The organism is Flavobacterium humidisoli (assembly GCF_023272795.1).
GTDB classification, from domain to species: domain Bacteria; phylum Bacteroidota; class Bacteroidia; order Flavobacteriales; family Flavobacteriaceae; genus Flavobacterium; species Flavobacterium humidisoli.
The window spans coordinates 748,808-761,438 of the sequence record NZ_CP096829.1 but is presented as its reverse complement, the minus strand read 5'-3'; the positions used below and the strand labels follow the sequence as shown (position 1 = coordinate 761,438).

At 32.8% G+C, this 12,631-nt stretch carries 11 protein-coding genes and 1 tRNA gene; 7 read left to right on the top strand and 5 right to left on the bottom strand.

What is annotated here, in order from left to right:
• Positions 1–6: 6 nt before the first annotated feature.
• Entirely contained in the window at positions 7–783 is a 777-nt protein-coding gene (locus tag M0M44_RS03625) for a DeoR/GlpR family DNA-binding transcription regulator (protein ID WP_113676716.1), read from the top strand.
• Here the strand turns inward: M0M44_RS03625 and M0M44_RS03620 are convergent.
• Genes M0M44_RS03620 through M0M44_RS03605 form a run of 4 tightly spaced genes read right to left on the bottom strand, consistent with a single transcriptional unit; the run spans position 780 to position 4,785 of the window.
• Complete coding sequence (locus M0M44_RS03620; protein WP_248728542.1) at positions 780–1,850, bottom strand: dipeptidase; 1,071 nt, start codon at positions 1,848–1,850, stop codon at positions 780–782. The genes M0M44_RS03625 and M0M44_RS03620 overlap by 4 nt on opposite strands.
• 12 nt (positions 1,851–1,862) lie before the next feature.
• A complete protein-coding gene (locus M0M44_RS03615; protein WP_248728541.1) occupies positions 1,863–2,954 on the bottom strand; it encodes a D-TA family PLP-dependent enzyme in 1,092 nt (363 codons plus the stop codon).
• Between the two features lie 39 nt (positions 2,955–2,993).
• Entirely contained in the window at positions 2,994–3,461 is a 468-nt protein-coding gene (locus M0M44_RS03610) for a RidA family protein (protein WP_091135337.1), read from the bottom strand.
• Between the two features lie 4 nt (positions 3,462–3,465).
• A complete protein-coding gene (locus tag M0M44_RS03605; RefSeq protein WP_248728540.1) occupies positions 3,466–4,785 on the bottom strand; it encodes a GntP family permease in 1,320 nt (439 codons plus the stop codon).
• A 182-nt stretch (positions 4,786–4,967) separates the two neighbouring features.
• On the opposite strand from M0M44_RS03605, the gene M0M44_RS03600 reads away from it, so the two are divergent.
• The gene (locus M0M44_RS03600; RefSeq protein WP_248728539.1) at positions 4,968–5,735 is read left to right on the top strand and encodes an amidohydrolase; all 768 of its coding nucleotides are present in this window, start codon (positions 4,968–4,970) and stop codon (positions 5,733–5,735) included.
• On the opposite strand, the gene M0M44_RS03595 is transcribed toward M0M44_RS03600, so the two are convergent.
• On the bottom strand, positions 5,732–7,420 hold the full coding sequence (locus tag M0M44_RS03595) for an Ig-like domain-containing domain (protein WP_248728538.1): 1,689 nt from the start codon (positions 7,418–7,420) through the stop codon (positions 5,732–5,734). The genes M0M44_RS03600 and M0M44_RS03595 overlap by 4 nt on opposite strands.
• 293 nt (positions 7,421–7,713) lie before the next feature.
• Between M0M44_RS03595 and M0M44_RS03590 the strand changes: the two genes are divergently transcribed.
• From M0M44_RS03590 to M0M44_RS03570, 5 genes are all read left to right on the top strand, one after another.
• Positions 7,714–8,589, top strand: a complete 876-nt coding sequence (locus M0M44_RS03590) for a hypothetical protein (RefSeq protein ID WP_248728537.1) — start codon at positions 7,714–7,716, stop codon at positions 8,587–8,589.
• Entirely contained in the window at positions 8,549–10,909 is a 2,361-nt protein-coding gene (locus M0M44_RS03585) for a hypothetical protein (RefSeq protein ID WP_248728536.1), read from the top strand. Before M0M44_RS03590 ends, M0M44_RS03585 begins: the two co-directional genes overlap by 41 nt.
• Positions 10,910–10,919: 10 nt before the next feature.
• Positions 10,920–11,324 carry a methylmalonyl-CoA epimerase gene (mce, locus tag M0M44_RS03580; protein ID WP_248728535.1) on the top strand — a complete coding sequence of 135 codons (405 nt, stop codon included), beginning with the start codon at positions 10,920–10,922 and terminating at the stop codon, positions 11,322–11,324.
• A 147-nt stretch (positions 11,325–11,471) separates the two neighbouring features.
• Positions 11,472–11,545 (top strand) — tRNA-Ile (locus M0M44_RS03575).
• A 150-nt stretch (positions 11,546–11,695) separates the two neighbouring features.
• The gene (locus M0M44_RS03570) at positions 11,696–12,496 is read left to right on the top strand and encodes a hypothetical protein (RefSeq protein ID WP_248728534.1); all 801 of its coding nucleotides are present in this window, start codon (positions 11,696–11,698) and stop codon (positions 12,494–12,496) included.
• Positions 12,497–12,631: the final 135 nt, after the last annotated feature.

Below are 12,631 nucleotides of genomic sequence, written 5' to 3'. Positions count from 1 at the left end.
ATCGGCATGAGCACTGAAAATGAAGTTTTAAATTACAGTAAAGAAGAACGTAAAAATCATATTCTAAAAGAGATCAATTTGCACACACGTGTGAGTTTTGAAACTCTTTCGGCTAAACTTGGTGTTTCCGAAGATACTGTTCGCCGTGATATTAATGAACTTGACGCTGACGCACTTTTAATTAAAGTTAAAGGTGGCGCCATGACCAAAGGATATCACTATTCTTCATCGAACCAGACTTATGCAGTCGAAGCCAAACAAGTTATTGCGCAAAAAGCTGTTGGTCTTCTTCATGACGGAATGGTTTTAATTGTTGACGGAGGAACTACCATTCGGGAGTTCATCCGATTAATTCCAAACGATCTTAATTTAACTGTTTTTACGATTACGGCTTTAACAGCGGTTCAGCTTTTAGACAAACCCAATATTAAAACGATTATGATTGGCGGAAGCATTTCTTCTTACAGTCAGATGTGTGTGAGTGGAGAAGCTTTTCATCAATTGGCTAATATAAAAGCAGATCTTTTGGTTTTGGGAACAAATGCTTTAGACGTAGATGGCGGTTATTCTGATTCTGATTGGGAAACCGTTCAGGTAAAAAAAGCAATGATTCAAGCTTCTAAAAAAACGGCAGTTTTGACTATTACAGAAAAATTAAATACAGTTCTTAAAATGAAAATTGCTAATTTATCTGAACTGAATTATGTAATTACCGAAGAAGAACCCAATCACGAAAAATTACAGAAATACAAAAGCGCCGTTCCAAGTCTTATTGTGATCTAATCCCAATGTTTTACTAAAAAATCAATCCAATTTTGATGAAAAATTTTCTTTAAATCTTCATCGGAATAACCATGATTTTTAAAAATTAACACCAGTTTTTGTAAATCAGCAATCGTATCTAAATCATACGGACATTGTTCTGTTCCAAAAGCACCATCCAAATCAGAACCAATTCCGATATGATTTGCATTTCCCGCAAGCTGGCAAATATGATCCATGTGCTTAAAAGCAGTTTCTAAGCTGCAATTCATTTTTTTTGGATCAGAAATTCCTCTTTCCCAATTTGGAACCATCATCCAGGCATCTAAAGCGCCGCCAATAACCGCTCCTCTTGAAACTAAAGCTTTGATCATTTCATCACTGTATTGCCTATTATGGTCAACCAAAGCTCTGCAATTGTTGTGACTTGCCCAAACCGCGCCATTAAAATGATCCAAGGCTTGCCAAAAAGCATCGTCGCACAAATGCGTTGCATCGAGAATAATATTTAAACGCTCCATTTCTTTCAATAATTCGATGCCATTTTGATTCATTTTTCCAGTTGCATCGGTGCCGTTTGCATATCGGCCTGGACCATAATGTGCGGGGCCAACGGCTCTCAATCCGTAATTATAGGCTTTTTCTAAATAAGAAATATCGATTATGGAATCTGCTCCTTCCAAACTCAAAATATATCCAATTGGTTTATTATCGTTTGGAGTTCCGTCATTCCATAAATTAAAATGATTTAAAAGCGATTTTTTATCTGTAATCTGCGTCATTTGCCCAGCTTCTTCCATGCTTTTATACCACGCAAGCTGACCTTGTGTTTGCGACCAAGCTTGTTCTGGAGAATTCCAGCCTGGAATAATACTATCAGGTTTTACAAATCTTGCAATTTGAGTGGCGACCACAATTCCGATATTACCTCTTCTGAGATCAGGAAAAGAAACCGTTGCACGTTCGCGATCTGGTTTGTCGGTCATTCCTTTTTCTAAGTTTCGTAAAGTCGGAACATCGTTTCTCAGATCACGATTCCATTCCATCGCATTCATGCTGAGATCTAAGTGGGCATCTAGTATAAACATAGGATTTAAAATTTAAATAGTATTTTTTCGGCCTCGCGCACCAACTGGCCATTGCGCATAAATTTGCTGTTTTTTGTTTACTGCCTGAAGATTATCGTACAAAGCAACAGTCGGGCAGACATGATAAGGTTCCGCATAAATAATATCGCCAATTTCATATTCGTTTTGACCTTTATTTTCAAGAATTAAATGTTCTTCTGAATGTGCGATTGGAATCAAGTTTTCATCATTTAAAATGGTCAATCTTTTATCAATCGGATTTTCAGATGAAACGGCTTTATAACCAATATCTACGCAAAATGTATTTTTAGTCGGTTTAGAAATTATTGTTCCAACGATTACTAACGCAGGTTTGAAATCTTGTTCAGGTAAATGGATTTGATAATTCGAATCCCAAAAAACAAAAGTTCCCGGACTGCACTCTACATTTTCCTGCGCTGCATAAAATGGAAAAGTATTAGAACCGCCAGCGACAATTTTAAAGTTTTCTGCTTTATTAATAATCTGTTCAAAAGACTTAGAAGCTTCTAAATTTCTTTCTTCAACAGTTCCTTTTATATGGCCATCATAAATATGAATTCCTTCAAACTGAAGATTTTTTAATTGTGAAATAGCATCAATTAAACCAGTCCAATTTTCTAAAATCGAAAAACCAGTTCGGTTCATTCCTGTATTTAAATCCAAATAAACGAAAAGAACGAGATTATTTCTTTTGGCAATTTCGTTTAAATCTGAAGCTGTTTTCAGATTGTCTGCAATAGTTGAAAAATGAGTTTCAGGAAATTTTTTAATTAATGAAATCCATCTTTCCGCTTTTAATCCAACAGGTTGATATGCTAAAAGAATATCTTCAATTTGCTGATTTGCGGCAAGTTCTGCTTCGGCTATTGTAGCGCATTTTATTTTCTTGATGTTGTAAATTTTAAAAAGCTCTAAAACTTCGGCATTTTTATGTGTTTTAATGTGCGGACGCAATCGTTGCGTGTCGCCTTTCACATAAGAAATCAACTTTTCGATATTTTGACGTACTCGATCTTCGTAAACTGCTAAAAACGGAGTGTCGATAAGTGTTTCGGAATTTATTTCCCACCAGTTCTTTTGCATAAATCTTGGTTTTTAGCAATTTATAAAAGTGTTTTAGGCTTAATACAATTCAAAAAGTGCCTCAACTTCAACAGGAATATTGTCAGGAAGCGAACCAAATCCGACTGCACTTCTTACTCCGATTCCGTTTTCCTGTCCCCAAACTTCTGCAAATAATTCGCTGCATCCATTAATCACATAAGGATGTTTTAAGAAATCAGATGTGCAATTTACCATTCCGAGCACTTTGATCACTCTTTTGACTTTACTTAAGCTTCCAAAATTGGTTACGATTGTAGAAAGCATTGTTAGTCCAACTTGCCTTGCTGCTAATTTTCCTGCCTCGATATCCATATCTTCTCCAATGCGTCCGATAATTAAAGATTTATCGTCTTGTACAGGTCCATGTCCTGAAAGATACAAGTATTTGCCGTCTACTAAATAGGGTTTGTAAATTCCTAAAGGCTGTGGAGCAGGGGGAAGTGACAAACCAAGACTTTCGAATTTTTCTTGCGGATTTAAACTCATGATTTTAATGTATTAAAGCGTTTAAAATAAATATAAATACAATTCCTAAAACAGAAACCAAAGATTCCATTACGGTCCAGGATTTAAAAGTGTCTTTTAGACTAATGTTGAAATATTCTTTGAACATCCAGAAACTCGGATCGTTTACATGCGAACACATTAAACTTCCAGCGCCAACAGAAAGGACAAAGAGATTGGGGTCGAGATCGTTTGATTGTAGTAAAGGTAATAAAACGCTCGCAGTCATTAAACCTGCAGCAGTTGCAGAACCAACACGAATACGGATGATGGCGGCCATCATCCAAGCTAATAAAAACGGATGAATATTGACTTGATTTAAAGTAGCAACAATGGTTTCGTTTACTCCACTTACAATCATAACTTCTTTTAAACAGCCCGCACCGCCAACAATTAGGACAATTAAAGCGACATCTTTTATCGCTTGTGTATAGTCGTCCATAACAGATGACATGCTTCTATTCATTTTAATTCCTAAAGTATAAGTACATAAAAGAAGTGACAAAAGCATAATGATACTTGGGTCTCCAATAATTTTGCAGATAGCAATTAGTTTTTCATTATCTGAAATTAATGGTAGTAGAGAAGTAATCGTTAATCCGAAAACGGGAAATAAGGCAGAGAATAAACTCAAGCCAAAACTAGGAAGTTTGCCTTCGTTTTTTATTTCTTCAACATTTAAAATTTCATGATCCGATTCGGTTTTGATGTTTTTAAAACGAGTTGAAAACCATAATCCCGCAATTAAAATGGTCGGAATGGCGATTATAATTCCGTAAATTAAAACCAAACCGATATCTGCTTTTAGAATGCTGCTCAATGCCATTGGCGATGGATGAGGAGGAAGAAAACCATGTGCCACAGAAAGCGAAGCCAGCATCGGAATTCCTAAATATACTTTTGATAATTTGAATTGATGCGCAACGGAAAAAATCAGTGGAACTAAAAGCACAAATCCAACGCTATAAAAAAGCGGAATTCCGATTATAAATCCGGTAATCATTAAACCCAAACGAACGTATTTTTTTCCTGTCCAATTCATAACTGTTTTAGCGATGACATTTGCAGCTCCAGACGAAACAGCCAATTTTCCGATACACGTTCCAAAAACAATAATTAAGGTAATAGATCCGAGCATTTCACCAAGGCCTTTTTGCAAAACAGGTGAAATCGTTTCTATGGGCAAACCAAGAAAAAGTGCAGCCAAGAGTGAGGTAATGATAAACGCGATAAACGGATTAATTTTGAACCAAGCAATCTGTAAAATCAAGAAAATAATGCATGCAGTGAGTATGAGAATGCTCATGATTGGTGGTTGGTTTTTAGTTAGTTATAATTGTGGTTGGAATTTCAAATATATAAAATAATTCTACATGTCGCATTTTTTTTGCAAAAACTGCGTTTTTTTTGCAATTGTAATGTTAAAATTATAGAGAGATAAAGGAGTAATAAGCTTATGTTTTCTACCTTTATATAAAAATTCTTAAGATGAAAATTGCTTTAATCCAAACCGATCTTCTTTGGCAAAATGCCAGTAAAAACAGAGAAAATTTTGATTCGAAAATTGATGAAATTCAATCGGAAGTAAATCTTATTGTGCTTCCCGAAATGTTTTCGACCGGATTTACAATGAATGCTTCTGAAGTTGCCGAAACAATGCAAGGAGAAACGATTGAATGGATGAAATTGAAAGCAAAACAAAAAAATGCTGCAGTTGCAGGAAGTGTTGTTATCACAGAAAACGAAAAGTTTTATAATAGGATGTTTTTTGTTTTTCCGTCAGGAGAAATTCAGTATTACGATAAGCGACATTCTTTTTCTCTCGCAGGCGAAGACAAAGTGTATACGTGCGGAAATAAAAAGGTAATTGTCGATTATCTAGATTGGAAAATATGTCTGCAGGTTTGTTACGATTTGAGATTTCCGGTTTTTGTACGTAATGTAGAAAACTACGACCTTATTTTGTATGTCGCCAATTGGCCAAAAGTACGCACAAATGCTTGGGATGCTTTGCTAAAAGCACGTGCCATAGAAAATCTTTCGTATGTGGTTGGGGTAAACAGAATTGGGAATGATGCTCATGATTATGAACATATTGGTCATTCTCAAGCAATAGATTTTTTGGGCAATTATATTTTAGAGCCACAAGAAAAAAATGGTGTTTTTGTCGTAGAATTAGACAAAAACACCATGTATGAAACGCGTAAAAAATTAGACTTTTTAAGCGATAGAGATCAGTTTGAAATTAAGTTTTAAAAGGCTTTTCGTTTCTTTTCTGCTTCTTTTTTCTTTTTATCGTCTTGTTTCTTCTCGACTTCTGGATTAAAAGGAATGCTCAAGTCGATTGTTTCGTTCCGATCCCAATTGGCACGGACATCAAATTCTTCCTGATTATAAAATACTTCTTCTGCGTATTTCTTTTCTAAGAAATTACCAGTGTCGTATTGTTTGTTTTTATTGTCGTCATATATAATGCGTACAGTAAAAACATCAGGTTGCAATAGATTGAATTCTAAAGTAGTTTCGCCTTCAGAATATCCTTCGGCTAAAACTACATCTCCTTTCTTATTGGTCAATTCAACAATTATAGGAAAACGTTTGACATTCTTAAGAGTCAATATCAGATTTCCGTAATCGGCATATTCTTTAGTGCTGAGTTTATACGATAAAGTATCATTTGTCTTTTCATAAAAATCGGTCAAAGCACCTGGTAAGAAAGTGAAACTATATTTATCCAATGGTTCTTTTTTGAAATCGAAATATAATTTCTGTTCAAATTCGTCATATTCTGTTGTATAAGGAACAGCAACAGAATCTTTATTAACCAAAGCAATTTTAGATTTGTCAAATTTTACTAATGGAGTTTCGGTTTCCAAAGTAAAACGTTCTCTAAAATTAATCTGACCGTTTTGTATCGCTTTAATATTTAAAGTATCTTTTTTCAAGGCTTTAATCTTGAACGAAAATCTTTTTTTATAATCTCCTTTTTCAACTTCCATTGATAGCGAATCGGCTTTTATTGGCTTGTACCAAACTTGAAGCGAATCTTTTTTAGGAAACTGCGTTACGATAGTTTCAAGAACTTCGTCGCCATTTTTAAGTGTAATTTTTGGTTTTGAATTTTTGAAATCCTGTTTTCCTTCATAAGGAAGATACAAACGGTTTCCTGAAGCCTGAATAGGTTTGAAAGCTTTTAATGGTAACGTTTCTTTAAATAATTCCACCTCATAAACCGTGTCCGTCGGAATTGTGATATAGCTTTTCAAAAATCCGATTTTATCATCTTTTGGATTAAACTTATTATTTGAACCTTTATCTTTTAATGCTACCAAAAGATATTTTCCTTCTCTTAAATTTTCAAACTGAAAAGTTCGCATACTGTCCAAAGTGTTCGTAATGTAGCGCGGAAACTCTTTGTAAATGGTAGAATCTTTAAATTTATCATTTACTTCATATAACATTACAGAAACGAAATTGTCAACATATTTTCCATACGCATCTTTAATTTTTCCGTTCAGTTTAAGCGAATCAATATGCGATCCTGTCGAGAACACGTATTTGAATTGGTTTAGTGCGTTTCCTTCATTGTTGTCTGTAATCGCCTGCCCAAAATTTAAACTGTAAGTTGTATTTGGCTGTAAAGTATCTCGAAGCTCGATCTTTATAAATTTGCTGACATTTGTAGGTGTAATTAACGGCTCATTTTTTAACGGCGGAGAAATAATAAGCTGTTTATTGGTGTTTTTAAGTTTGACATATTCGTCAAAATTTAAGGTTATTGTATTTCCTTTAAAATCTGTGCTAAAATTTTTAGGAAAACTAGATACCAAAACAGGAGGTAACGTATCTTTTAAACCGCCGGTAATGCTGCCTCTTTTGGCGCAGCTTATCATTGATATTAGAATTACAAATGCAATGTATTTTAAGGTGTCTTTCAACATAACGGTTTTTCAATTTGATTGCACAAAATAACGATTATATTTGCTTTAATTGAAATTTTTTATCCATTTATTAGGATTTGAGACTTTTGGAAATCTTCAAAAATTTTAGTGTTTAAAATGCTATAATTTCTTACTTTTGAAGTAAAATGTAATTTTCCTAAGTTTTGTTCAAGCGATTTTTCCCAGTTTTGTTTCTCTTTTTAATGTTGTCATGCACTAAAAGTGAAAAGCCCGTAATTTCCTTTTATTACTGGAAAACAATCTTCAAGTTTTCTGAAACGGAAAAAGAAGCATTGAAAGAAAACAATGTTCAGAAACTTTATGTAAGGTATTTTGACATTGGAATTCATCCAGAATCTAATTTTCCAATTCCCATCAGTCCTATTCGTTTTGAAGAAAACCCGAAAGAATATGCTATTGTTCCGGTTGTTTTTATTCAAAATAAAGTGATGCTCCAACCTAATCTTGATGTGAAGGATTTGGCACAAAAAACCTTTGATTTTATAGAACAAATCAATTCTAAAAATAAAATTGTGTGTCAAGAAATTCAAATTGATTGCGATTGGACCTTAAAAAGTAAAGACAATTATCTAAAATTTATAGAAGTTTTTAAAAAGCTTTCGAAGAAGAAACTTTCAGCAACTATTCGACTGCATCAAGTCAAATATTTCAAAAAAACAAAAATTCCAAATGTCGATTCTGGAGTTTTAATGTATTATAATATGGGATCTATTGCGCCCGATTCTCTAAATTCTATTTACGATAAGAAAGTGGCAGAACGATATCTTAAAAGTTTAAAAAGATATCCGCTTCATTTAGATTTTGCTTTTCCAATTTATTCTTGGGGAGTTCATATTAGAAATAATAAAGTGATCGGACTTCGTTCTAAAATGAATAGCATAGCACTAGAAAAAGATTCTAATTTTGAAAAAACGAGTCCAATTTTTTTTAGAGTAAAACATTCCAATTATAAAAATGGTGTTTTTTATGAAGAAAACGATCTCTTGAAAATAGAAGAAATAAAACCAAAAGATTTAAAAGAAATGGCAGAAGATTTGCAAGATCATCTTGTAGAAAAGCCAAACGAAATTATATTTTACGATTTAGACGAATTCAATTTAAACAATTATGAAAAAAATACTTTTAAGCAGATTATTTCTTGCTTCTAGTGCCGTTTTGCTTTCTGCATTCGGAATTATATATGCGTGTGCAGACGGAGATTGGGATTATTTAGGATCTTATAATTCAAATTTTACTCCAGAAACTTTTGCCGACAAATCGTATTCGCCTTTGTTCTTATCAGGCGGAATTTTTTACGGAATTGGTTTTGATACCCAGCATAATTCTCGTTTTAATAAAAATATAAAATCAGATTGGGCGGATTATTTAAAAGGAAAAGTCGATACCACAACAGTCAATTATTTTTTGATTGGGGATGAAAAGCCTAGATATTATTCTGATGACAAAAATGTCATTAAAAATAAAGAAGAAATCGAAGGCTTACATGTGTATTATAAAACGAAAAAAGAAAATAAAAGCACGCAAAAATGGGGCAAAAAGCTTAATCTGAAAGATGAGAAAGTAAAAAACTTTGTTGAGTTTCTGTATTTGGCTCAAAAAATAGAAACGGTTTCGATTGGTGAAGATTATTGGAGTTATGATCCTGTTGTGGCAAAAACTTTCAATGATGCCAAAATGATTCAGTCAATAGAAAATGTATATAATACTTTGTCAGATCCGTTTTTGAAAAACAGATATTGGTTTTTGACTATGAAAGCACGTTTTTATAGTAACGACAAACAAAAAGCAATTGATTTTTTTAATAAAACAGAAAGTTCTGTTGCCAGAAATACTTTGTATTATCGCGCTTTGGCGTATGTTGCCGGAATTAATTACAAACAGAAAAAATACGCAGCTTCAAACTATTTATATGCTCAAGTTTTTGATAAATGTCCAGAATTACGTGTTGTAACGGCTTATAGTTTCCGTCCAAAAAATGAATCAGATTGGACTAAGGCTTTAGCGTTGGCAAAAGACAATAAAGAAAAAGCGGCACTTTGGGCAATTCATGGATATTATAAAGATGAAAAACAAGCGATTGAAAAAATCTACGAATTGGATCCTAAAAGCGAGCATTTAAATTATCTCGGAACAAGATTGGTTAATTCGTTAGAACAACAAATAAACAATTCGTTTCAGATAGACGGACAAGGAGAAAATCAGAAACCAAAACCACAGACTGTTGCTGAAAATAAAACAGAGAATAAGGCAAAAGTTGATAATAGCGCTGTCGATTTAATTGCAAAAATTTCTGCTGCAGGAAATACCGAAAAGCCATATTTGTGGGATATTGCACTTGGTTATCTTCAAACGCTAAAAGGCGATTATGCCAATGCGGATAAAAATTACAGCAAAGCTGAAAAAACACTTCCAAAAACAGAATTGGCAGGAATGCAGCTTCGTTTATTACGTTTCGTAAATAACTTAAGCAAGATTGATAAGTTGACAGATAAAAATGAGCAAACAATTCTAGCCGATTTAAATTGGTTATACACTGAGCTTCCTAAAAATTATAAAGGAGACGTATTTCGTTATCAAAATGCTTCTTCATGGAGCAGAAGCTATTTATCGCATTTGTATAAAGAAAAAGGCAATTTGGTTATGGCCGAGATTTACGGAGAATCACGCTATAGTTATTGGAACGACGGAAATGCATATTATGACAATGAAAAGAATTTGCTGGCAATAAAAAGCTTTTTGGAAAAATCTAATAAAACCGAAATTGAGAAAATTGGCGCAGGAATTTATAGTTTAAAACTGAAGGATATTAATAATTTTCAAGCCATTCAGTCTACTTTCAAAAATAAAATTCCAGAAGCAATTGCTTTTATGCAACAAACAGATTCTGTTCAGTACGTTAAATTCTTAGGAAATCCGTTTAATGGAAATATAAAAGATTGCCACGATTGTGAGCACACGGCGTATCAGAAACGAAAATATACTTTTATGGATTTCTTGACCACAATAAAAGAAATGCAGGATAAATTGGCTCAAAAAGAAGATGTTTACACCAACAGTCTTTTGTTAGGAAATGCGTTTTATAATATTTCTCATTTTGGAAACGGAAGAACTTTTTACGAAATGAGTATTGTGGGGTATGGGTCTGGCCCGTATTCGTTTAGAGATTCGATGAAAGAAATGATTACCAATAATTCAGTTTCTAAAATGTATTATCAGAAAGCCTTTGAAGCGGCTTCAAACAAAGAACAAAAAGCAAAATGTTTGTATCTGATTTCGAAATGTGAGCGAAACGATTACTACAATAAAAAATACACTAACATAAACAGCTATTGGGAAATTCAAGATGATAAAGTTAATTTTATAGCTTGGAACTCGTTCAAAGCTTTAAGAAAAGACTATTCGGATACGAAATATTATCAGGATGTAATTGCAGAATGCGGTTATTTTAGAACATATGTAAATCAATAATTTCGAAAAGATGGTAAATAAAATAGAACATATTGGAATTGCGGTAAAAAATATGGACGATGCGAATGTTTTGTTTGAAAAAATGCTTGGTGTTCCGTCTTATAAAATGGAAGCTGTAGAAAGCGAAGGAGTCTTAACATCCTTTTTTCAGACAGGAAATAGTAAAATAGAGCTTTTGGTAGCAACAAATCCCGAAAGTCCTATTGCTAAATTTTTGGAGAAAAAAGGAGAAGGAATTCATCATATCGCTTTTGATGTTGATGATATCGAAGCTGAAATTACACGTTTAAAAAACGAAGGTTTTGTTTTGATCAATGAAGTTCCGAAGAAAGGAGCAGACAATAAATTGGTCGTTTTTCTGCATCCGAAGAACACAAATGGCGTTTTGGTGGAGCTTTGCCAAGAAATTAAATAAAAAAATGTCATTTTAATTTTTGAATAAGATGTTGAAAATCAATTTCGTTTTTGAGATTCGAAGAAAGATTTAAAAATTAAATTAAAATGATGTCTTAAAATATTTGGAGTGAATGAAAAATAGTAGTAATATTGCATCCTCTAAACCGGTCCTATAGCTCAGCTGGTTAGAGCACCTGACTCATAATCAGGTGGTCCCTGGTTCGAGCCCAGGTGGGACCACTAGCAAAATCAAGCCTTTACAGAAATGTAAAGGTTTTTTTGTTTTCTTCTGACGAGCATTTGACGAACATTAGTTGTTTTATAATCAATTAGTTTTGTTTACTTTTATATAAGTTAATGATTTATAATATGACCATTTATATCTACATCTTGTCATTTATCATAATTTTTGCAAAAATTATCGTTCCTATTTATCTGCTTTGCAGATTATTTTTCATTGTTAAACCTCTGCTGGTAAATTTATACTCTGAAGAAGAATTTTGTTACTACGCTGGAACTAATAGGAGTAGGCTGGTAATTTTATCATTGATTTGTGCTGTATCATTTTTTATAGGAATATTTCTAGGAAAAGAATCTGTAATTGCAGAACAAACTTATAGGGTTATATTGGTTCTCTTTTTGCTTCTTTTTAGTCAATCTGCATTACTTTATATGTTTGAGATAAAAACTCCAAGAAGTATTTTTGAAATATTAAAAGATTGTTTTCAGAACCCTACAGAAATATTTAAACAAAGAGAAGTTGTTTTTGAAAAAAATAAAATCGTTTCTGCAATTAGCCTCAATGGTGTGAATTTTAAAGATGCAGTAAATCTAACGTATGGAGATATTATTAGACAGATTCATCGAAGAGAGTTTGATGTGATAATAGAGAAGCACGTTAAAGTTTTTAGGGATGACTCTTCAATTGAAAATCTTTATAAGTTATGCAATGGGATTGGTATAAAAGAGAAATCTATTCTAATAAAAACAGATAATAAAAGAAATTCTAAACAGAACATAATTGAAATATTGACATCACTTTTCAATATTCAAAAAAATTGGAATTCTCAGATTAAAGATAAAACAAATACCAAAATCATTGATTTCTTAAATAATTATATTGCAATAAATGAGGGAGATAAAATTTTACACATTAACGATTTTACAAGATTTTTTGAAAAATTGCCTTGATCGCTATGTAAAATTTGATTACTCAAATATATTTTTTAAAGATATAATAAGCTAAAGTGATTTGTTCCGTTTGAGAATTTATTATTATTAGTTATTTTAAATATGTAAATTGTTTTTACACGATTTTTTACATAA

Excerpts from the sequence above, each read along its gene's own strand:
- M0M44_RS03600 (WP_248728539.1), top strand. The coding sequence starts at position 4,968 with ATGAAAATTGCTTTAATCCAAACCGATCTTCTTTGGCAAAATGCCAGT.
- M0M44_RS03585 (WP_248728536.1), top strand. The coding sequence starts at position 8,549 with ATGAAAAAAATACTTTTAAGCAGATTATTTCTTGCTTCTAGTGCCGTT.
- mce (WP_248728535.1), top strand. The coding sequence starts at position 10,920 with ATGGTAAATAAAATAGAACATATTGGAATTGCGGTAAAAAATATGGAC.
- M0M44_RS03610 (WP_091135337.1), bottom strand. The coding sequence starts at position 3,461 with ATGAGTTTAAATCCGCAAGAAAAATTCGAAAGTCTTGGTTTGTCACTT.
- M0M44_RS03625 (WP_113676716.1), top strand. The coding sequence starts at position 7 with ATGAGCACTGAAAATGAAGTTTTAAATTACAGTAAAGAAGAACGTAAA.
- M0M44_RS03620 (WP_248728542.1), bottom strand. The coding sequence starts at position 1,850 with ATGTTTATACTAGATGCCCACTTAGATCTCAGCATGAATGCGATGGAA.
- M0M44_RS03605 (WP_248728540.1), bottom strand. The coding sequence starts at position 4,785 with ATGAGCATTCTCATACTCACTGCATGCATTATTTTCTTGATTTTACAG.
- M0M44_RS03615 (WP_248728541.1), bottom strand. The coding sequence starts at position 2,954 with ATGCAAAAGAACTGGTGGGAAATAAATTCCGAAACACTTATCGACACT.
- M0M44_RS03595 (WP_248728538.1), bottom strand. The coding sequence starts at position 7,420 with ATGTTGAAAGACACCTTAAAATACATTGCATTTGTAATTCTAATATCA.